Below are 20281 nucleotides of genomic sequence, written 5' to 3'. Positions count from 1 at the left end.
GTTCTTCGTTCAAGTCGCAATTACTTGCCGACTTGCTTTTCCTTGATTTCCGCCAGGGTCTTGCAGTCAACGCACATGTCGGCGGTAGGGCGTGCTTCCAGTCGCTTGACGCCGATCTCGACGCCGCAGGACTCGCACCAGCCATATTCTTCGTCTTCGATCAATTGCAGCGTCTTGTCGATCTTCTTGATCAACTTGCGCTCACGGTCACGGGCGCGCAATTCAAGGCTGAATTCTTCTTCCTGGCTGGCACGGTCTGCCGGGTCAGGGAAGTTGGCCGCCTCGTCTTTCATGTGATCAACCGTGCGGTCGACTTCCTGCATCAAGTCCTGTTTCCACTTGTTCAGGATCTTGGTGAAGTGAGCGCGCATGGGTTTGCCCATGTACTCCTCGCCCTTAACTTCTTTGTAGGGTTCGAAGCCGCTGATCGACTGATTTTGCTGCTTTGCTTGGGTGGGCATGAAATGGACCGCCTCTACTCTTGTAATCCATCTGCGCAGGATTGCTCCATCACCGACACCTGCCGGCCCTGCGGCTGCAAGCGGGCGAACTTACCAGATCAAATCGGGCCGCGCTACTCCCGGATGTCGAGGTAGTGGCCCGAAGGGCTTGCAAATGATTGCAAAGCCTTGACCGGTGGTGCTGGAGACCTGATCAATTAATGATTTTAGTCAAACCTTGCGCACTCGCATGGGTCGTTTGTGGCCAGGGTCTTAACGCGTCTGACCGCTTTAGGTTCTCGCTCGTTCCTGCGCTTGGGTAGAATCGGTTTTTTTACCCTGTTGAAGGAAGGCTAATGGCTCAGTCCTACAGTGCCCGCAGTCGCGCGATCGAACCGTTCCATGTCATGGCGCTGCTGGCGCGGGCCAATGAACTGCAAGCTGCCGGCCACGATGTGATCCACCTGGAAATCGGCGAACCGGATTTCACCACCGCCGAGCCGATCATCCAGGCCGGCCAGGCCGCGCTGACGGCGGGGAAAACCCGCTACACCGCCGCCCGTGGCATTCCCGAGCTGCGTGAGGCCATTTCCAGCTTCTATCAGCAGCGTTACGGTTTGAGCATCGATCCGCGGCGAATCCTCATCACCCCCGGCGGTTCCGGCGCGTTGCTGCTGGCCAGTGCGTTGCTGGTGGATCCGGGCAAACACTGGCTGCTGGCGGACCCGGGTTACCCCTGCAACCGGCATTTCCTGCGGTTGGTAGAAGGCGCGGCACAGCTTGTTCCTGTCGGTCCGGAGGTGCGTTACCAACTGACACCGGACTTGATCGATCGTCATTGGGATCACGACAGCGTCGGCGCGCTGGTGGCATCGCCGGCCAACCCGACCGGAACCCTCCTGACCCGCGATGAGCTGGCGGGCCTGTCGACCGCGATCAAGTCGCGGCATGGCCATCTGGTGGTGGACGAGATCTATCACGGCCTGACTTACGGCACCGATGCCACCAGCGTGCTGGAAGTCGATGACAGCGCCTTCGTGCTGAATAGTTTTTCAAAGTATTTCGGCATGACCGGCTGGCGACTCGGTTGGCTGGTGGCGCCGGAAGCGGCGGTCGGCGAACTGGAAAAACTCGCACAGAACCTCTACATCAGCGCCCCGAGCATGGCGCAGCATGCTGCACTGGCCTGTTTCGAGCCCGCGACCATCGCCATTCTTGAAGAGCGTCGCGCCGAGTTTGGTCGGCGCCGGGATTTCCTGCTGCCTGCATTGCGAGAGTTGGGTTTCGGCATCGCCGTTGAACCCGAAGGCGCGTTCTATTTGTATGCCGATATCAGCAAGTTCGGCGGCGATGCCTTCGCGTTCTGCCGACATTTCCTTGAAACCGAGCACGTGGCAATCACGCCGGGTCTCGACTTCGGGCGTTTTCAGGCCGGCCACCACGTGCGGTTTGCCTACACCCAAAGCCTTCCGCGTTTGCAGGAAGCGGTCGAACGAATCGCTCGCGGCTTGAAGAGCTGGCAAGGCTGATGCAGTTCAATCCTCACCTTGAAGAAGGTCGACTGATCCGACGTTACAAGCGTTTTCTCGCCGATATCGAAACCGTTCATGGCGAGTTGCTGACCATTCACTGCCCGAACACCGGTTCGATGCTCAATTGTCAGGTGGAAGGCGGGCAGGTCTGGTTCAGTCGCTCCAATGATCCCAAACGCAAATTACCCGGCACCTGGGAAATCGGCGAAACCCCTCAAGGGCGGTTGTTCTGCGTGAACACCGGGCGAGCCAACGGTTTGATTGAGGAAGCACTGCGGGCTGGCGTCATTACTGAGCTCAACGGCTTCAGCGAACTGAGGCGCGAAGTGGCTTACGGTCAGGAGAACAGCCGCATCGACTTTCGCCTCGATTACCCGAGCGGCCCGGCGTATGTGGAAGTCAAAAGTGTCACGTTGGGCTTCGATGGCTCATCGGTGGCGGCGTTTCCCGATGCGGTCACCCAGCGTGGTGCCAAGCATTTGCGGGAACTGGCGCATCTGGCGCGAGACGGGATTCGTGCGGTGCAGTTGTATTGCGTGAACCTCACCGGCATCGATGCCGTGCGTCCTGCTGAGGAAATCGATTCGGCCTACGCGGCCGCTTTGCGAGAAGCGGTGGCGTGCGGTGTTGAAGTCCTGGCTTACGGTGTGCGGTTGACCCACGAGGAAATGCGGGTCGAGCGGCGTCTGGAGGTGTTGCTCAACGGTTAGAGGCTGACCCAGATTCCTTGAGCGTCTTCGCGACATTCAATGGTGGTCAGGGATTGCCCGGCGCATGGGCCGGCGACGCACTCGCCGTCTTCGATCAGGAACAGTGCGCCGTGGGTGGCGCACTGGATCAGGCTGTTGCTGGAGTCGAGAAACCGGTCGGGTGTCCATTCGAGCCCGACGCCACGGTGTGGGCAACGGTTGATATAGACATAGACCTGACCGTTCCGGCGTACGGCGAATAGCTTCTCGCCGTCGATCTCGAAACCGCGGCTGCTGGATTCGGCCAGCTCAGCGCCTGCGCAAAGAAACTTCATGTCTATCCTCAAGTGCGGCGGCTCGTGACTGGATATGTCCGAGCTTGACGTTCAAATGCAAACAATTATCAAATGGCCGCTTCGCCCGTCGGGTGCAGGTGCCGGATGCCGAGGATACTTGGCCTGTCACTTCAATGCCTGGGAAAACCATTAAAGGAAGCTGTTTATGCGCCTGAGTACCCGCGTTGCTGCGCTCTGTGCCGGACTTCTCGTCAGCCACCATGCCGTAGCGGCCGAGTTGCCACAACGCTGGGTCAGCGCCGGTGGGGCCTTGTCGGAGTGGGTCAGCGCGCTCGGCGGCGAATCGAAACTGGTCGGTGTCGACACCACCAGCCAGCACCCGGAATCGCTCAAGGCGTTGCCGAGCATCGGTTATCAGCGGCAGCTGTCGGCGGAGGGCATCTTGAGCTTACGCCCGCAGATCCTGGTCGGCACCGAAGAAATGGGGCCGCCGCCGGTGATTTCGCAGATTCGCACGGCGGGGGTGCAAGTCGAACTGTTCTCGGCTCAGCCGGACCTGCCGACGTTGCACGCGAACTTGCAGCATTTGGGCAAACTGCTCGGCGCCGAGGACAAGGCTGCGCAACTGTTCCAGAGCTATCAACAGCAGCTCGATCAGCAAAAGGTTCGGGTCACCAATGCGCAGCTGACGCAGCCCTCACCGGGTGTGCTGGTGCTGCTCGGTCACGCGGGCGGCAAGCCACTTATCGCAGGCAAGGACACCGCCGCTGATTGGTTGATTCAAAAGGCTGGTGGGCACAACCTGGCGACGCACACCGGTTACAAACCTTTTTCCAATGAATCCTTGATCAGCCTGGACCCCGAGGTGCTGGTGTTTGCTGACCGCGCACTGAGCGGCGAGGCGGCGCGTGCGGCGCTGTTCAAGGAAAACCCTATTCTGTCTTCCACTCGCGCTGCCAAGGACGGACGAGTCATGGAGCTCGATCCAACGCTGCTGGTGGGTGGGCTAGGCCCGCGATTGCCCGAGGCATTGAAAAAGATCAGTGACGGTTTCTATCCCGGCACTGCTGCTCAATGACCGTCCTGGTAAAACCCCGGGCGTTGTTCATCGGCCTGAGCCTGCTGTGTTTGCTGGCGATCTGGCTGTCGTTGGCGCTCGGGCCGGTGAGCCTGCCCTTGCTCGATACCTTGCGTGCAGCGTTGCGCATGATCGGCCTGCCCTTTGCGCCTGACGGACTGGAGCAGGCCGAGCTGATCCTCGGGCAGATTCGCTTGCCGCGTACCTTGTTGGGATTGGCGGTGGGTGGTGTGCTGGCGTTGTCGGGTGTGGCGATGCAGGGCTTGTTTCGCAACCCATTGGCCGATCCGGGGTTAGTGGGGGTTTCCGGTGGCGCGGCATTGGGCGCGGCCATTGCAATTGTCGGTGGCTCGGCGTTTGGTGGATTGCCGGAATTCCTCGGGCCGTACCTTTTATCGCTGTGCGCGTTTCTCGGCGGGCTCGGCGTGACAGCGATGGTGTATCGACTGGGTCGGCGCAACGGGCAAACCGATGTCGCAACCATGCTGTTGGCGGGTCTCGCTTTGACGGCGCTGGCCGGCTCGATCGTGGGGTTGTTTACCTACCTGGCAGACGACACGACTTTGCGAACGCTGACCTTCTGGAATCTGGGCAGTCTGAACGGTGCCAGTTATTCGCGACTCTGGCCGTTACTGTTGATCAGTGCCGGCGTGGCGCTGTGGTTGCCGCGTCGCGCCAAGGCATTGAATGCGTTGTTGCTGGGCGAGTCGGAGGCTGGGCACCTGGGCATCGACGTCGAAAAGCTCAAGCGTGAGTTGGTGTTTTGCACGGCGTTGGGTGTCGGCGCGGCGGTGGCAGCGGCGGGGATGATCGGCTTTGTCGGGCTGGTGGTGCCGCATCTGGTGCGTCTGCTGGCCGGTCCCGATCATCGGGTGTTGCTGCCGGCCTCGGTGCTGGCGGGCGCCAGTCTCCTGTTGTTCGCGGATCTTGTGGCGCGACTGGCCTTGGCTCCGGCGGAGCTGCCGATCGGAATCGTCACCGCGATGATCGGTGCGCCGGTCTTTCTTTATCTATTGCTGCGAGGGCGTGCCTGATGTTGCGAACGCAAAATCTGCACATCCGTCGAGGCCGCAAGATTGTCCTGATGGATATTACGCTTGAACTCAAACCGGGAGAGGTCCTCGGCGTGCTGGGGCCTAACGGTGCGGGCAAAAGCACGTTGCTGGGCGCCTTGTGCGGCGAGTTGCAGGCTGATCATGCCAGCGTGTGGCTCGATGAGCGCGAGTTGCGTGACTGGACCGGCGCGCAACGAGCACAACGATTGGCGGTATTGCCACAAGTCTCGACCTTGAACTTCGCCTTTCGCGTCGAGGAAGTCGTCGGCATGGGACGCTTGCCGCACCAGACCGGTCGAGTCCGCGATGACGAAATCGTCGCCGCTGCGTTACAGGCCGCCGATGCCGGGCATTTGAGTGGTCGCAGCTATCTGGCGTTGTCCGGTGGCGAACGTCAGCGCGTGCATCTGGCGCGGGTGCTGGCGCAACTCTGGCCGGGCGAGGTGGGGCAAACGCTGTTGCTCGACGAGCCGACTTCGATGCTTGATCCGCTGCATCAACACACCACCTTGCAAGCGGTGCGCGAGTTCGCCGATCGTGGCGCGTCCGTGTTGGTGATCCTGCATGATCTGAATCTGGCGGCGCGCTATTGTGATCGCTTGTTGTTGCTCGAAGGCGGGCGCCCGGTCGCGCTCGATACCCCGGAGCACGTGTTGCGACCGGAACCGCTCAAGGCGGTATTCGGGCTGGACGTCTTGGTGCAACAGCACCCGGAGCGTGGGCATCCGCTGATCATTGCCCGCTGAGTCATTGATAGAGGGTGTGGGCATGCGTGTGATGGTGATTCTGGCGGTGCTGATGCTGAGTGCTTGTCAGCATGTTTCGACGCCGCCGGTCACCGGAGAGATTCGCGACTTGCGCAGTGGTCAGACGCTGACGGCGCAGGAGCTGCTGGCGCGTCTGACCAAGCCGTCGCGATTGATCGTGGGGGAGCAGCATGACAATCGCGATCACCATGAACTGCAACGCTGGTTATTGCAGGCGCTGGGAGAGCGGCGCCCACAAGGCAGTCTGCTGCTGGAAATGCTCACACCGGATCAACAGTTGCGCGTCGATGACGTTCGCCACGCCTCGACGCTGCCCTCGGACTTGCCTGGTGCATTAGCCTGGCAACCTGGCTGGGACTGGAATTTGTATGGGCCGATCGTTCGTTTCGCCTTGGCCCGACCGTATCCGCTGCTGGCCGCCAATCTGGACACAGTCGAGGTGCGTGCTTTTTACGCCCGGCCGCCGACATTAAGCGGCGCTCGCTCCAATGCCACGTCGGTCAAGGATGAGTTACTGGCACAGATCAGCGGTTCCCATTGCGGCCTGCTGCCCGAATCGCAAATGCCGGCGATGCTCGCCGTCCAGCAGCAACGTGACCGGCGCATGGCCGAGCGGCTGTTGGCTGCACCCACCCCTTCATTGCTGTTCGCCGGCGCTTACCACGCGCGAAAGGATGTCGGCGTGCCGATCCATGCGCTTGATCTGGGAGCGCCCGAAGCGCCCGTGGTTTTAATGCTGGCGCAGCAGGGCGGCGAAGTCACGGCGGCGATGGCCGATTACGTCTGGTACACGCCTGCCATGCCGACGCCGGATTACTGTGCAGAGATGCGCAAGGGCCAGCCAAAATAAAACCCCTAAGCCACGGCAAAACCGATCCCTTGTAGGAGCCGGCTTGCTGGCGATAGCGGTGGGTCAGTCACTAAATGCGTTGACTGATACACCGCCATCGCCAGCAAGCCGGCTCCTACAGGTGATCGGTTTTGCCAGGGGACTTTTGCGCAGGCAAAAAAAGACCCGGCAAGAGCCGGGTCAAATAACCGTGATTAGCCTGATGAGGAGATATCTGAGAGTCCGAACCAAGGGCTTTTCAAATATCGACCAGTCTCGCGACCAGTTGTGATAATCATATCGATTCTCATTACCAAGTCAACCGCTGATTTTTCATTTCCTCGTAAATTGTCAGTTGCCTGGCGAGAAGCCCCGTAATCATTGGGCTTCAGACTATGTTCCTGATGAGCTCAACTGCGTGACCTGTTTGTTCAGCAGGTCAATGCCTCGGTCCACGCTCTCGATCAGGCTATGGGCGATCTTCGGATTGCTTTGAGTGAGGCAGGGAAACTCTGCTTCGCTCCGTTCAATTCTTGTGGCGTGACGAGATCGCTTCCAACTGTTTATTCAGGGCTTCCTTGCGCTCGGCGGGGATGTCGTTCCAATGCACATCCATCAGCGCGCCTTCGATCGCATATAACAACACCTTGGATGCCCGGAACCCGCGCGTGCGCACAGCCCGATAGGCATCCACCGCCCCCAGGCGACGCAAGTCCGAGGCGCTGTGGATGCCCACGGCATGCAGCCACTGCGCCGATGTCTTGCCAAGATTCTTCAGGTGCTGCAGTTCATCATTCATCAAGCCTCCTTGCGACGGCCGAACGGTGCGTGGGCAAGCTTCTGAGGAGTGTAGCCATCAGTAGGAAAAGCGTGATTGTTTGGTCGGTTTCGGAGCAAATGCTTCTAAGAAGCGACTCCGATGTGCAGCGTAAAAATACGCGAGCAAGGTAGGAAAGGGCGGAAGGGCGTCAAGTTCTCAAGCTGAAAACACCCACAGTCCAGCGCAAGGCGGGGACGCCAAGGCTGAGCACTGGACATGTCAGTTATCGGTCGTTTTTAACGGGTTCGATAACGCAGGCGTGTACCGAAATTCATCGACATCAGAATTTCGTCGGCACTCAGCTCTCGCGGAAAGTAGGCGCCGGAAATCTGCGCGTGGGCCAGGCTTGCGCCTTCCAGGTTTGAGTTGCTGAAATCGATGCCGCGCAAGTCGGCGGAGCGGAAGTAAGCATCGGTAAAGTCGATACCGTCGGCATTCAGTTCACGCAGGTCCAGGCCTCGGAAGTCACCACCGACCATGTCGATAGGTCCGTCTTTTGGACGTTCGTTGTTGAAACCTGTGATGTCGTCTTTGTGCAGTAAGGCATACAGCGGGGTGTCGAGAAGTTTCGGCTGGCTCATGTCACATCACCTGTTGGTTTTATGACGCCAGTATAGTGCCACTATTTGACAGTCGTGAAGCCGGCGAAGGCTCCACGGCTGAAATACTTTCTTACAGGCCCGGCAGGCGTTGGCGAATTTGCGCAACGACGGTGTCGAGGGTCCCGCTTTCATTGGTCTGCACGCGTTTGCTGCACAGAATCTCTTCTGGCGTCAGGGCTTCACGATTGGCTTGCTGCGCTTCGATAACGACCAGGTTGGCGTCGGATGGATCCTTTTTGTCTGCCTGACGCAGGGCCAGCCAGCTTTCGATCACCGCTTGTGGCGCGTTGCAATCAAGGATCAGGAACGGCGCGCCGGTGGCTTCGGCAATTTTCGCCGCGCCGTCGCGCTGGTCGCGCTTGAGGTAAGTGGCATCGACCACCACCGGGAAACCGGCGCGCAGGATTACTGCGGCGATTTCATGCAGGCGGGAGTAGGTTGCGGCGCTGGCGTCGGCGCTATAAATGCCGGCTTGCGGATCGTTGGCGACAGTTTGTTCGCCGAACAGGCGTTTGCGCTCGACGTCGGAGCGCAGGCGAATTGCGCCCAGCGCTTCCACCAGGCGCATGGCCACGTGGCTTTTGCCAACAGCGGAAACGCCGTGGGTGATGGCCATGAAGCGCGAAGGAATGGTGCTGTAGCTTTCCGCCAGGTTTGCATAGTTGCGGTACTGGCGCAGGGTCGTGGCGCGCTGCACCGGGTCGGCCTCGGCCGGCATGCTGAACAGGCTGACCTTGGCGCGAACCAGCGCACGGTAGGCTTTATAGAAGTTCAGCAGTTCCAGGCCCTGGTAATCGCCGGTCAACTCCAGGTATTGGCTGATAAAGCGACGGGCCAGGCTCTTCAGGCCACGGTCTTCAAGGTCCATCGCCAGGAAGCCGGTGTCGGCATAGACGTCGGTGAAGCGGAACGGCTCGTTGAATTCGATGCAGTCGAAGATCACGACCTTGCCATCGATCACGGTGGCGTTGCCCAGGTGGATATCACCGTGGCACTCGCGGATGAACCCCTCGGCCTTACGCTGGGCAAACAGTGGCTTGAGGCGTTCGAAGCTGCTTTCGGCCCAGGCTTGCAAGGCATCGAGTTGCAGCAGGTCCGCCTTGTCACTCAGGAACGGGCGGATCTGCTCGAAGTTCTGCCGCACCGGCGCCATGACGCTGTCCGGCGTGCCGGCTTCGTGTTCCGCAGGCACTTTTGGCGCGGTGAGGTGGAATTGCGCAATCTGTGCGGCCATCTCGTCGATGTGCGCGGTGGTCAATTCGCCGTTGGCTTGCAGTGTGCTGAGCAGTTGGCTCTGTGGGAACTGACGCATTTTCAGCGCATATTCGATGACCGGGCCGTCGCCGCCCAGTTGTGGCGCTTCGGCGCTGCCGGTAATTGGCAACACTTCGAGATACAAATCATTGGTCAGGCGCTGGTTCAGGCGCAGTTCCTCACCACAGAAATGCTCGCGGGCATCGAGGCTGGTGAAGTCGAGGAAGCCGAAGTTGACTGGCTTCTTCACTTTATAAGCGAAAGCACCTGTGAGAATGACCCAGGAGATGTGGGTTTCGATGAGCTGAAACCCGTCTACCGGATGCGGGTAAAGGGCCGGGTTTTGCAGGGCGGCGATCAGGGACTGGCTCACAGGCGTTCCTTCAGAGTCTGGGAAAATTCACGGCCGCCATTATGGCCGCAAGTCCGCCCGACGCAAACCTCGGCGGGCTCCTGTTGAGTATGAATAAAGTGCGTATAATCCGGCGCCATGACTCGTACTCGATCCCCCCGTACCCCCAAAAAACCACCTTCCAGGGGCCTGCGCCCTTGGCTGGGCTGGGCCCTTAAACTCAGTCTGGTCGGCCTTGTGGTGCTCGCCGGGTTTGCGGTTTACCTCGACGCTATTGTTCAGGAGAAGTTCTCCGGCAAGCGCTGGACTATCCCGGCCAAGGTATATGCGCGCCCGCTCGAGCTGTTCACCGGCCAGAAGCTGAGCAAGGAAGACTTCCTCACCGAGCTCGACGCCCTGGGCTATCGCCGCGAAAGCGTGAGCAACGGCCCCGGCGCAGCAGCGGTCAACGGCAACACCGTTGACTTGAATACCCGTGGTTTCCAGTTCTATGAAGGCATGGAGAGCGCCCAGCCCGTACGCGTGCGATTCTCCGGCGACTACGTGGCCGAACTTTCGGCGACCAACGGTTCGAAGCTTTCTGTGGTGCGGCTGGAACCGCTGCTGATCGGCGGGATTTATCCGAAGAATCTCGAAGACCGCATTCTGATCAACATCGATCAGGTGCCGCCGTATCTGCTGGAAACCCTGGTCGCTGTAGAAGACCGGGACTTCTATAGCCACTGGGGCGTGTCGCCGAAGTCGATTGTCCGCGCCATCTGGGTCAACACCTCTGGCGGCAAGATGACCCAGGGCGGTAGTACCCTGACGCAACAGTTGGTCAAGAACTTCTACCTGACCAGCGAACGCAGCCTGAGCCGCAAACTCACCGAAGCCATGATGGCGATGCTGCTTGAGCTGCATTACGACAAGCGGGAGATTCTTGAGGCTTACCTCAATGAAGTGTTCGTCGGTCAGGATGGCCAGCGCGCGGTGCACGGTTTCGGCCTCGCCAGCCAGTTCTTCTTCGGGCAGCCGTTGTCCGAGCTGAAACTGCATCAAGTCGCGATGCTGGTGGGCATGGTCAAGGGACCGTCCTATTACAACCCGCGTCGCAATCCGGAACGGGCGCTCGAGCGGCGCAACCTGGTGCTCGATGTGCTTGAGCAGCAAGGCGTCGCCTCCGCCGAGCAGGTCGCTGCGGCGAAGAAAATGCCTTTGGGCGTGACGACGCGCGGCAAACTGGCCGACAGTTCGTTCCCAGGGTTTCTCGATCTGGTTAAACGTCAACTGCGCGAAGACTATCGCGACGAAGACTTGACCGAAGAAGGCCTGCGGATCTTCACCAGTTTTGATCCTATTTTGCAGATGAAAGCTGAGGCGTCGGTCAACGATACGTTCAAGCGCTTGTCCGGCCGTAAAGGTTCCGATGACGTTGAAGCAGCGATGGTGGTGACCAACCCGGAAACCGGTGAGGTCCAGGCCATGATCGGCAGTCGCCAGGCGAGCTTCGCCGGGTTCAACCGGGCGCTGGATGCTGTGCGACCGATCGGTTCGTTGATCAAGCCGGCGGTTTATCTGACAGCCCTTGAGAAACCTAGCCAGTACACGTTGACCAGTTGGCTGTCAGACGAATCCTTCTCGGTAAAAGGCGCGGACGGGCAGGTCTGGAAACCGCAAAACTATGATCGCCGCTCCCATGGCACTGTTTTCCTTTATCAGGGCCTGGCGCACTCCTACAACCTGTCGACCGCGCGGCTCGGGTTGGCGGTGGGCGTGCCGAATGTCTTGAAGACGTTGGCGCGCCTGGGGGTGAGTCGCGAGTTTCCGGCATTCCCGTCGATGCTGCTGGGTGCCGGCGGCATGACCCCGATCGAAGTGGCGACCATGTACCAGACTCTCGCCAATGGTGGCTTCAATACGCCGATGCGCGGGATTCGTAGCGTGCTGACGGCGGAAGGCGAACCGCTAAAGCGGTATCCGTTCCAGATTCAGCAGCGTTTCGATCCGGCGTCCATTTACCTGATCCAGAGTGCCATGCAGCGGGTCATGCGCGAAGGCACCGGCAGTTCGGTTTACAACGTGTTACCGAAAACCCTGACGCTGGCCGGCAAGACCGGTACCAGTAACGATTCGCGAGACAGCTGGTTCGCCGGTTTCAGTCAGGACTTGCTGGCGGTGGTGTGGCTGGGGCGCGATGACAACGGCAAGACACCGTTTACCGGTGCCACTGGCGCGTTGCAGGTCTGGACCAGTTTCATGCGCAAGGCCGATCCGTTGCCGCTGGACATGCCGCAGCCGGATAATGTGGTTCAGGCCTGGGTCGATTCACATACCGGACAAGGCTCTGATGCCAACTGCCCAGGCGCCGTGCAGATGCCGTATATTCGCGGCAGCGAACCGCCTCCCGGCGCTGCTTGTGGTGGCGAAAGCCCTATTAACGGTGAAACGGTGATGGATTGGGTCAAGGGCTGGATGAATTAAGCAAAGAGGGTTTCAAGTGAACAAATGGTTGATTCCAGCGGTTGCCGCCGTGGCTTTGCTCAGCGGTTGCTCCAGCGTACAGCGTGGTTCGATTCCGGTTGTGGATTCCGGCAGTGCCGTTTCCAACAGTGAACGTGTTTCGGCCAATGGCGGTTTTCGTCAAACGACGGTTAAACGTCCTGTGCAATCCCAGGCCCAGGCGATCCCGCAAGGTGACACCGGCGTCGTGGTGATGGTGCCGGGTGGCGGTGCAGTTGCATCGGCACCGATCAGCACTTCGCCGATTACGCCAGGCCCGATCACTTCGGGTCCGATCGACACTTCGCCAGTCCAGTCGGCCCCGATCAATCAGGGCAGCTACAGCATGCCATCGACACCGAGCGGGATTCCTTCGTCGAGCGCCGGTGGTCTGTCAGCTGATGAACAGCTGGACGGTCCGGTATTGGCGCTGTTGACCACTGCTCAGCAGCAACAGGCTGGCGGTGACCTCAACGGTGCTTCTTCCAGTCTGGAGCGCGCCCAGCGTGTTGCACCGCGTGAGCCGCAAGTGCTTTATCGTCTGGCGCAGGTTCGCATGGCTCAAGGTGATGCGGCACAAGCCGAGCAGTTCGCTCGTCGTGGTCTGACCCTCGCCAATGGGCGTCCGGCACTTCAGGCCAGTCTGTGGGAATTGATCGGTCAGGCACGTGATAAGCAGGGTGATTCCGCTGGCGCTACACTGGCCCGTCAGAAGGCCAAGGTTTCGCTGTGATGGACGCACGCTTTCCGAAAATTGCCGAGCAGCTGCTGTTGATCGAGCGTGAACTGCGTGTTCAGGGGTGGTGGGACGAGGTCTCGCCCTCTACTGAAGCACTGTCCAGTGTCGAGCCGTTCTCGGTCGATACGCTGGATTTCGAGCAGTGGCTGCAATGGATCTTCCTGCCGCGCATGAAAGCGATCCTCGAGCAGGATTTGCCGTTGCCCAATGCCTCGGGCATTCAGGAGATGGCGGAAATGGTCTTCGCCAGTCGCAATGTCCAGGGCAAGGATCGGCAGTTGCAGGTGCTGCTCAAAGAGTTCGACCAACTGATCACCGCCTCCCGCTGACCCCGATCACCTGTAGGAGCGAGCTTGCTCGCGAAAAACGAAATGGCGACGCGTTTTTTTAGATCGAGCGTGTAATCGTTCGCGTCCATCGCGAGCAAGCTCGGCTCCTACAGGCAGTTTTCAGCGATCTGTCTTTGTGCTTCAGCAGTCCGTTCCTGACGTTGCTCGTCGGTCAGGCGGCGCATCTCACCCTCGACATCCTCCCGTATCCGCGGATTGTTCTGCAGTTGAGCCAGGTTCGTCCGCGCCTGCTCGCAGAATACCTTTAGCTGCGCTTGCTGCTCGGCGACCTGTTTTTTAACGGTCTTATCGATGGCCTGTTGATCGCCAATGGCGTTACTGCGGGGCAGCGTAGCCGGCTTGTTTGCAGGGGAGGGCGTGACCACGGTCGTGGCTTGCCGGCCCTCGGGCGGTTGCGCATCGAAGTGGGTAACGCCTTGTTCATCGACCCACGTGTAAATCTGAGCGGCCATGCACATAGGGCTGATGGCGATCAGCAGGCTGGCGGTCAGGAAAAACGTTCGCATGCCATTTCCTTGTATTGGGTTGCGCAATTGAAGCTAACACAGTTGCTGTTTAGCGGTTTTTTCTTGCTTTCTCATGTGCTTACTTCAATAAAGCACATTGACGACTTGACTTGCAGGGGACGAAACAGAAGAATCCAAAGTCCGCTGTAGAGGGACTGCCAGAAGCAGACCCACTCGGCAGATCATGAGGCGCACATCCGCGCCGACCTGTTACACCCGCAACGCGTTACCTCGCGCTGGGTGGGAAAGCCCCGCAACACTTGGGACGATCCCAATACTTGCTCAGTCAGTGCTGACGTAGTCGGCGACCACCGTCGCTCATGCTCTGCCGAGAAGTAAACCTATTAAGACCCGTCCTCTTGTATGTGGGCGGTATTCTGGCGTTTTAGAGGTGAACAACGTGGAGCTTTTATCTGGCGGTGAGATGCTCGTCCGCTTTTTGCGTGACGAAGGCGTCAAGTACATCTACGGGTACCCGGGTGGTGCTCTTCTTCATGTTTACGATGCCCTGTTCAAAGAACCGGAAGTGACCCACATCCTGGTTCGTCACGAACAGGCTGCGACCCATATGGCTGACGGCTACGCCCGTGCCACCGGTAAAGCCGGTGTGGTACTGGTGACCTCCGGCCCGGGCGCAACCAACGCCATTACCGGTATTGCCACGGCCTACATGGACTCCATTCCGATGGTGGTCATTTCCGGCCAGGTGCCTAGCAACATGGTTGGCACCGATGCGTTCCAGGAAACCGACATGATCGGTATCTCCCGGCCGATCGTGAAGCACAGCTTCATGATCAAGCACGCGTCGGAAATCCCGGAAGTCATGAAGAAAGCGTTCTACCTGGCGCAATCCGGTCGTCCTGGTCCGGTCGTTGTCGATATCCCGAAAGACATGACCAACCCGGCCGAGAAGTTCGAATACATCTTCCCGAAAAAAGCCAAGCTGCGTTCCTACAGCCCGGCCGTTCGCGGTCACTCCGGACAAATCCGCAAGGCAGCCGAAATGCTCCTGGCGGCCAAGCGCCCTGTGATGTACGCAGGCGGCGGTGTGATTCTCGGTGGTGGCTCCGCGCCGCTGACCGAGTTGGCGAAGATGCTCAACCTGCCAGTGACCAATACCCTGATGGGTCTGGGTGCCTACCCTGGCACCGACCGTCAGTTCATCGGCATGCTCGGCATGCACGGCAGCTACACCGCCAACCTGGCGATGCACCATGCTGACGTGATCCTCGCAGTCGGCGCACGCTTCGACGATCGTGTCATCAACGGCGCGTCGAAGTTCTGCCCGAATGCCAAGATCATTCACATCGACATCGACCCGGCTTCGATCTCCAAGACCATCAAGGCCGACGTGCCGATCGTTGGTCCGGTGGAAAGCGTCCTGACCGAAATGGTCGCGATCCTCAAGGAAATCGGCGAGACCCCGAACAAGGAGTCCGTTGCCAGTTGGTGGAAGCAAGTTGATGAGTGGCGCGGTGATCGCGGCCTGTTCCCTTACGACAAGGGCGACGGCAGTGTCATCAAGCCGCAGACCGTGATCGAAACCCTGTGCGAAGTGACCAAGGGCGATGCCTTTGTTGCCTCCGACGTGGGTCAGCACCAAATGTTCGCGGCGCAGTACTACAAGTTCAACAAGCCGAACCGCTGGATCAACTCCGGTGGCCTGGGCACCATGGGCTTCGGTTTCCCGGCGGCCATGGGTATCAAGTTGAGCTTTCCGGATGCCGACGTCGCCTGCGTAACGGGCGAGGGCAGTATCCAGATGAACATTCAGGAACTGTCCACCTGTCTGCAATATGGTTTGCCGGTCAAAATCGTCATCCTGAACAACGGCGTTCTGGGTATGGTTCGTCAGTGGCAGGACATGAGCTACGGTAGCCGTCACTCGCACTCCTACATGGAATCGTTGCCTGACTTCGTCAAGCTGGCAGAGGCCTATGGCCATGTCGGCGTGCGCATCACCGACTCGAAAGACTTGAAGTCGAAGATGGAAGAAGCATTCGCCATGAAGGATCGCCTGGTGGTCATCGATATTGCTGTCGACACCAGCGAGCACGTCTACCCGATGCAGATCAAAGACGGCTCCATGCGCGATATGTGGCTGAGCAAGACGGAGCGTACTTAATCATGCGGCACATTATTTCCTTGCTTCTGGAAAACGAACCCGGTGCTCTGTCGCGTGTAGTCGGCCTGTTCTCGCAGCGCAACTACAACATCGAAAGCCTGACCGTGGCGCCAACCGAAGACCCGACTTTGTCGCGTCTGACGCTGACCACCGTTGGTCACGATGAGATCATCGAGCAGATCACCAAGAACCTGAACAAGCTGATCGAAGTGGTCAAACTGGTCGACCTGTCGGAAAGTGCTCACATCGAGCGCGAACTGATGCTGGTCAAGGTCAAGGCCACCGGCGCCCAGCGCGCCGAGATCAAGCGCACCACCGATATTTACCGTGGGCAGATCGTCGATGTCAGCGCTAGCGTGTATACCGTTCAATTGACCGGTACCAGCGACAAGCTCGACAGCTTCATTCAGTCCATCGGCACCGCGTCGATCCTGGAAACCGTCCGCAGCGGCGTAACCGGTATTGCTCGCGGCGACAAAGTACTCAGCATCTAAACCAAATTAGCGAATGGCCTGAACGGCCTGGATATATAGGGGAAATTCATGAAAGTTTTCTACGATAAAGACTGCGACCTGTCGATCATCCAGGGCAAGAAAGTTGCCATCATCGGTTACGGTTCCCAAGGCCACGCTCAAGCGTGCAACCTGAAAGACTCCGGCGTTGACGTCACTGTTGGCCTGCGTAAAGGTTCGGCGACCGTTGCCAAAGCCGAAGCTCACGGCCTGAAAGTGACCGACGTTGCTTCCGCTGTTGCGGCTGCCGACCTGGTCATGATCCTGACCCCGGACGAGTTCCAGTCCTCCCTGTACAAAAACGAAATCGAGCCGAACATCAAGAAAGGCGCCACCCTGGCCTTCTCCCACGGCTTCGCGATCCACTACAACCAGGTTGTTCCGCGCGCAGACCTCGACGTGATCATGATCGCGCCGAAAGCACCGGGCCACACCGTGCGTTCCGAGTTCGTCAAAGGCGGCGGTATCCCTGACCTGATCGCTATCTATCAGGATGCTTCCGGCAACGCCAAAAACGTTGCGCTGTCCTACGCTGCCGGCGTTGGTGGCGGTCGTACCGGTATCATCGAAACCACTTTCAAGGACGAGACCGAAACCGACCTGTTCGGCGAACAAGCCGTTCTGTGCGGTGGTACCGTTGAACTGGTCAAAGCCGGTTTCGAAACCCTGGTTGAAGCTGGCTACGCGCCAGAAATGGCCTACTTCGAATGCCTGCACGAACTGAAACTGATCGTTGACCTCATGTACGAAGGCGGTATCGCCAACATGAACTACTCGATCTCCAACAACGCTGAATACGGCGAGTACGTGACTGGTCCGGAAGTGATCAACGCCGAATCCCGTCAGGCCATGCGCAACGCCCTGAAACGTATTCAGGACGGCGAATACGCCAAGATGTTCATCAGCGAAGGCGCAACCGGCTATCCTTCGATGACCGCCAAGCGTCGTAACAACGCCGCTCACGGTATCGAAATCATCGGCGAGCAACTGCGCTCCATGATGCCGTGGATCGGTGCCAACAAGATCGTCGACAAAGCCAAAAACTAAGTCGCACACTTGTACGGAAAACGCGGCCTAGGCCGCGTTTTTTCGTTTAGGAGGCCGGTTCTGGTATAAAGCTGCATCGTTTGTGGCCGAACCGTCGTCCCAGACACCTGTCGAAACTTTCCACCCCGTTGCAAGGTAATGTCCATGAGCGAACGTCCCGAAGAGCCAAACCAGGCTTCTGACGCCGAAAGCCTGCTGCCCATCGATGAACACGTCGAAGAAGGGCATGACGCTGAAGGCCGTAAAGTCCGGCATCGTGGTATCTATCTTCTGCCGAATCTGTTCACCACTGCGAACCTGTTCGCAGGGTTCTATTCCATCATCAATTCAATGAGTGCCCAGAGTGCCTTGAGTGCAGGTGATGCGATTGGCGCGAGCAAGTATTTTGCGTTTGCCGCGATCGCCATTTTTGTCGCCATGGTGCTCGACGGTCTCGACGGTCGTGTTGCCCGTATGACCAACACCCAGAGTGCTTTCGGTGCCGAGTACGACTCGCTGTCCGATATGGTCGCCTTCGGTGTCGCGCCGGCACTGCTGGCATTTGGCTGGGCCTTGGGCGATATGGGCAAGGTCGGCTGGATGGTCGCCTTCATTTATGTCGCTGGCGCTGCGTTGCGCCTGGCACGCTTCAACACTCAGGTGGGCACCGCCGACAAGCGCTACTTCATCGGCCTGGCCAGTCCGGCTGCGGCGGGTGTAGTTGCGGGTATTGTCTGGGCGTTCAGCGATTACGGCATTCAGGGCTCCAAGATGTCTTTCCTGGTTGCGCTGATGGTTGCGGCCGCCGGCATGCTGATGGTCAGCAACATCAAGTACAACAGCTTCAAGGAGCTGGACCTGAAAGGACGTGTACCTTTCGTGGCGATCCTGGCCGTGGTGCTGGTGTTTGCCGTCGTGTTCAGTGATCCGCCGCGCATCCTGCTGCTGGTTTTCCTCGCCTATGCAGCGTCTGGCCCGGTTCAATACCTGTTACGTCTTCGTCGGCACAAAAGCGTGTAATTTCCCTCATACTCCGCAGTCTATTGGTGCATCTGTCCTCCAATGCTGCGGAGTTGCCATGCTGATCAAAGTCCCCAAGTCATCCGACTGCCATGAGTCGGATGTCACGCCTGAATCCCTCTATCTATCTCGTCGTAATGTCTTGGGTGCCGCCGTTGCGGGCTTGGCTGTGAGCAGCTTGCCGCGTTGGGCCAGTGCTGAAGATGCTGCGCGATACGCGGATGTCGAGGCGGGCAGCGCGCCATCCTGGTTTGCCGAAAAACTTCCTTCTACCAAGTGGGGGGCGGTCACCGTCAAGGATGAGGCGATCACGCCGTTCAAGGACGCGACCCACTACAACAACTTCTATGAGTTCGGTACCGACAAGGGTGATCCGGCCGCCAACGCCGGTTCTCTGAAAACCGAACCGTGGAGCGTGGTGGTGGACGGGGAGGTGGGTAAGCCGGGGCGATATGCGCTGGAGGACTTCATGAAGCCTTATCAGCTGGAGGAGCGTATCTATCGTCTTCGCTGTGTAGAGGCCTGGTCGATGGTCATTCCATGGATCGGATTTCCCATCTCTGCGTTGCTCAATGTTGTTGAGCTAACCTCCAAGGCAAAATTCATTCGCTTCGAAACGCTGCAGGACCCTAAGACCATGCCAGGGCAGCGCTCTGGTTTTGCCCTGATCGACTGGCCCTATGTAGAAGGGCTGCGTCTGGACGAGGCGATGAATCCGTTGGCGATTCTTGCAGTGGGCATGTACGGGCGTGAGCTGCCTAACCAGAACGGCGCACCTCTGCGCCTGGTGGTGCCGTGGAAGTACGGCTTCAAGAGCATCAAATCCATCGTGCGGATCAGCCTGGTCAGCGAGCAGCCGAAAACCACCTGGCAGAGCATTGCTGCGGACGAGTACGGCTTCTATGCCAACGTGAATCCGGCAGTCGATCATCCGCGCTGGACTCAGGCTCGGGAGCGGCGGCTGCCAAGCGGTCTGTTCAAGCCCAATGTGCGTGATACGCAGATGTTCAACGGCTACTCGGACGAAGTTGCTTCTCTATATACAGGGCTCGATCTGCGGAAGAACTACTGATGCGATATCCGTTCTGGCGAGTGAGTGTCTTCATCGCTGCTGCGGTGTGGCCGCTGCTTTGGCTCTATCAGGCTTGGGCGGATGTGCTGGGGCCGGATCCCGGCAAGGTGCTGGTTGATCGGTTGGGGTTGGGGGCGCTTGTACTGCTGCTTATTACATTGAGTTTCACGCCGTTGCTGAAGCTCACTGGTTGGGCGGGGTGGATTGCTGTCCGAAGGCAGCTGGGTTTGTGGTGCTTCGCTTATGTAGTGCTCCATCTGAGTGGCTATATAGCGTTCATTCTTGGCTTTGATTGGTCGCAGCTGGGTGTCGAGTTGCGCAAGCGGCCGTACATTATTGTCGGTGTGCTGGGGTTCCTTTGTTTGCTGGCGTTGGCGATAACCTCCAACCGCTACAGTCAGCGTCGGTTGGGGGCTGGCTGGAAGAAGCTGCATCGACTGGCTTATGGAGTTCTCGGTCTTGGCTTGCTGCATATGTTGTGGATCGTGCGTGCCGATCTGAAGGAGTGGGCGGTCTATGCCTCTATAGGCGCACTGCTATTGGTGTTGCGGTTACCGCCTGTCGCTCGTCGAATCCCGCGTTTAATAGCTAAAAAGACACCTTCTGCAAGAAAAGCATAATTAGGTGTTGACGGCAGATTCTGGAAGTCTATAATTCGCCCCACTTCCGGCGCAGTCGAAACGGAAAACTCCTTGGTAAACAAAGAGTTACGCAGTTTTCGACAGCGAGTTGCTTC

Annotated in this window: 21 protein-coding genes and 1 pseudogene; 15 read left to right on the top strand and 7 right to left on the bottom strand. The window is 58.8% G+C overall.

Going from position 1 to position 20281, the window contains the following annotated elements; genetic code table 11:
* Positions 1-20 precede the first annotated feature (20 nt).
* The gene (dksA, locus tag PMI32_RS05665; RefSeq protein WP_007902025.1) at positions 21-461 is read right to left on the bottom strand and encodes an RNA polymerase-binding protein DksA; all 441 of its coding nucleotides are present in this window, start codon (positions 459-461) and stop codon (positions 21-23) included.
* Positions 462-796: 335 nt separating this feature from the next.
* On the opposite strand from dksA, the gene PMI32_RS05670 reads away from it, so the two are divergent.
* Both PMI32_RS05670 and sfsA read left to right on the top strand, forming a co-directional pair.
* Positions 797-1969 carry a pyridoxal phosphate-dependent aminotransferase gene (locus PMI32_RS05670; RefSeq protein WP_008033174.1) on the top strand — a complete coding sequence of 391 codons (1173 nt, stop codon included), beginning with the start codon at positions 797-799 and terminating at the stop codon, positions 1967-1969.
* Entirely contained in the window at positions 1969-2682 is a 714-nt protein-coding gene (gene sfsA / locus PMI32_RS05675; RefSeq protein ID WP_008033173.1) for a DNA/RNA nuclease SfsA, read from the top strand. Before PMI32_RS05670 ends, sfsA begins: the two co-directional genes overlap by 1 nt.
* On the opposite strand, the gene PMI32_RS05680 is transcribed toward sfsA, so the two are convergent.
* Entirely contained in the window at positions 2679-2996 is a 318-nt protein-coding gene (locus tag PMI32_RS05680; RefSeq protein ID WP_008033172.1) for a Rieske (2Fe-2S) protein, read from the bottom strand. The two genes, sfsA and PMI32_RS05680, sit on opposite strands and share 4 nt — an antisense overlap.
* A 166-nt stretch (positions 2997-3162) precedes the next feature.
* Here PMI32_RS05680 and PMI32_RS05685 point away from each other — a divergent pair, with 166 nt between their 5' ends.
* Genes PMI32_RS05685 through PMI32_RS05700 form a run of 4 tightly spaced genes read left to right on the top strand, consistent with a single transcriptional unit; the run spans position 3163 to position 6707 of the window.
* Positions 3163-4035: a heme/hemin ABC transporter substrate-binding protein gene (locus PMI32_RS05685; RefSeq protein WP_008033171.1), complete on the top strand. Its 873-nt coding sequence runs from the start codon at positions 3163-3165 to the stop codon at positions 4033-4035.
* A gap of 50 nt (positions 4036-4085) precedes the next feature.
* Positions 4086-5069 (top strand): FecCD family ABC transporter permease, encoded by a 984-nt coding sequence (locus tag PMI32_RS05690; protein ID WP_177318892.1) that lies wholly within the window; start codon positions 4086-4088, stop codon positions 5067-5069.
* A complete protein-coding gene (locus PMI32_RS05695; RefSeq protein WP_008033169.1) occupies positions 5069-5836 on the top strand; it encodes a heme ABC transporter ATP-binding protein in 768 nt (255 codons plus the stop codon). The genes PMI32_RS05690 and PMI32_RS05695 overlap by 1 nt, the downstream gene beginning before the upstream one ends.
* Positions 5837-5858: 22 nt before the next feature.
* Positions 5859-6707 carry a ChaN family lipoprotein gene (locus tag PMI32_RS05700; RefSeq protein ID WP_008033168.1) on the top strand — a complete coding sequence of 283 codons (849 nt, stop codon included), beginning with the start codon at positions 5859-5861 and terminating at the stop codon, positions 6705-6707.
* 372 nt (positions 6708-7079) lie between these two features.
* Here PMI32_RS05700 and PMI32_RS30775 read toward each other — a convergent pair.
* The 4 genes and pseudogenes from PMI32_RS30775 to PMI32_RS05715 all read right to left on the bottom strand — a co-directional run.
* Positions 7080-7199 (bottom strand): annotated as a pseudogene (locus PMI32_RS30775) (cAMP-binding protein); the annotation flags it as partial.
* Between the two features lie 13 nt (positions 7200-7212).
* On the bottom strand, positions 7213-7485 hold the full coding sequence (locus PMI32_RS05705) for a TfoX/Sxy family protein (RefSeq protein WP_007971093.1): 273 nt from the start codon (positions 7483-7485) through the stop codon (positions 7213-7215).
* Between the two features lie 257 nt (positions 7486-7742).
* A complete protein-coding gene (locus tag PMI32_RS05710) occupies positions 7743-8087 on the bottom strand; it encodes a pentapeptide repeat-containing protein (RefSeq protein WP_008033166.1) in 345 nt (114 codons plus the stop codon).
* Positions 8088-8178: 91 nt separating this feature from the next.
* Positions 8179-9735, bottom strand: coding sequence for a bifunctional aminoglycoside phosphotransferase/ATP-binding protein (locus PMI32_RS05715; RefSeq protein ID WP_008033165.1), 1557 nt, complete (start codon positions 9733-9735; stop codon positions 8179-8181).
* A 117-nt stretch (positions 9736-9852) separates the two neighbouring features.
* On the opposite strand from PMI32_RS05715, the gene mrcB reads away from it, so the two are divergent.
* From mrcB to PMI32_RS05730, 3 genes are read left to right on the top strand one after another with little or no spacing between them, the layout of a single operon-like run.
* A complete protein-coding gene (gene mrcB, locus PMI32_RS05720; protein WP_008033164.1) occupies positions 9853-12177 on the top strand; it encodes a penicillin-binding protein 1B in 2325 nt (774 codons plus the stop codon).
* A 16-nt stretch (positions 12178-12193) separates the two neighbouring features.
* Entirely contained in the window at positions 12194-12928 is a 735-nt protein-coding gene (locus PMI32_RS05725) for a tetratricopeptide repeat protein (RefSeq protein WP_008033163.1), read from the top strand.
* Positions 12928-13263 carry a YqcC family protein gene (locus tag PMI32_RS05730; protein ID WP_008033162.1) on the top strand — a complete coding sequence of 112 codons (336 nt, stop codon included), beginning with the start codon at positions 12928-12930 and terminating at the stop codon, positions 13261-13263. The genes PMI32_RS05725 and PMI32_RS05730 overlap by 1 nt, the downstream gene beginning before the upstream one ends.
* Positions 13264-13370: 107 nt before the next feature.
* On the opposite strand, the gene PMI32_RS05735 is transcribed toward PMI32_RS05730, so the two are convergent.
* Positions 13371-13790, bottom strand: coding sequence for a DUF4124 domain-containing protein (locus tag PMI32_RS05735; protein WP_008033160.1), 420 nt, complete (start codon positions 13788-13790; stop codon positions 13371-13373).
* A 400-nt stretch (positions 13791-14190) separates the two neighbouring features.
* On the opposite strand from PMI32_RS05735, the gene PMI32_RS05740 reads away from it, so the two are divergent.
* The 6 genes from PMI32_RS05740 to msrQ all read left to right on the top strand — a co-directional run bounded on the left by PMI32_RS05740 (position 14191) and on the right by msrQ (position 20165).
* Entirely contained in the window at positions 14191-15915 is a 1725-nt protein-coding gene (locus tag PMI32_RS05740; protein WP_008033158.1) for an acetolactate synthase 3 large subunit, read from the top strand.
* A gap of 2 nt (positions 15916-15917) precedes the next feature.
* Positions 15918-16409 (top strand): acetolactate synthase small subunit, encoded by a 492-nt coding sequence (gene ilvN, locus PMI32_RS05745; RefSeq protein ID WP_003205610.1) that lies wholly within the window; start codon positions 15918-15920, stop codon positions 16407-16409.
* 48 nt (positions 16410-16457) lie between these two features.
* Complete coding sequence (gene ilvC / locus PMI32_RS05750; protein WP_003228216.1) at positions 16458-17474, top strand: ketol-acid reductoisomerase; 1017 nt, start codon at positions 16458-16460, stop codon at positions 17472-17474.
* Between the two features lie 144 nt (positions 17475-17618).
* The gene (pssA, locus tag PMI32_RS05755) at positions 17619-18473 is read left to right on the top strand and encodes a CDP-diacylglycerol--serine O-phosphatidyltransferase (protein WP_008033154.1); all 855 of its coding nucleotides are present in this window, start codon (positions 17619-17621) and stop codon (positions 18471-18473) included.
* A gap of 58 nt (positions 18474-18531) precedes the next feature.
* Positions 18532-19545: a protein-methionine-sulfoxide reductase catalytic subunit MsrP gene (gene msrP / locus PMI32_RS05760; protein ID WP_008033151.1), complete on the top strand. Its 1014-nt coding sequence runs from the start codon at positions 18532-18534 to the stop codon at positions 19543-19545.
* Positions 19545-20165 (top strand): protein-methionine-sulfoxide reductase heme-binding subunit MsrQ, encoded by a 621-nt coding sequence (msrQ, locus tag PMI32_RS05765; protein ID WP_008033150.1) that lies wholly within the window; start codon positions 19545-19547, stop codon positions 20163-20165. The genes msrP and msrQ overlap by 1 nt, the downstream gene beginning before the upstream one ends.
* The last annotated feature ends 116 nt before the right edge of the window (positions 20166-20281 follow it).

It is taken from the genome of Pseudomonas sp. GM60 (assembly GCF_000282415.1).
Lineage (GTDB): Bacteria > Pseudomonadota > Gammaproteobacteria > Pseudomonadales > Pseudomonadaceae > Aquipseudomonas > Aquipseudomonas migulae.
The sequence above is the reverse complement of the archived record's forward strand: the minus strand, read 5'-3'. Positions and strand labels throughout refer to the sequence as shown.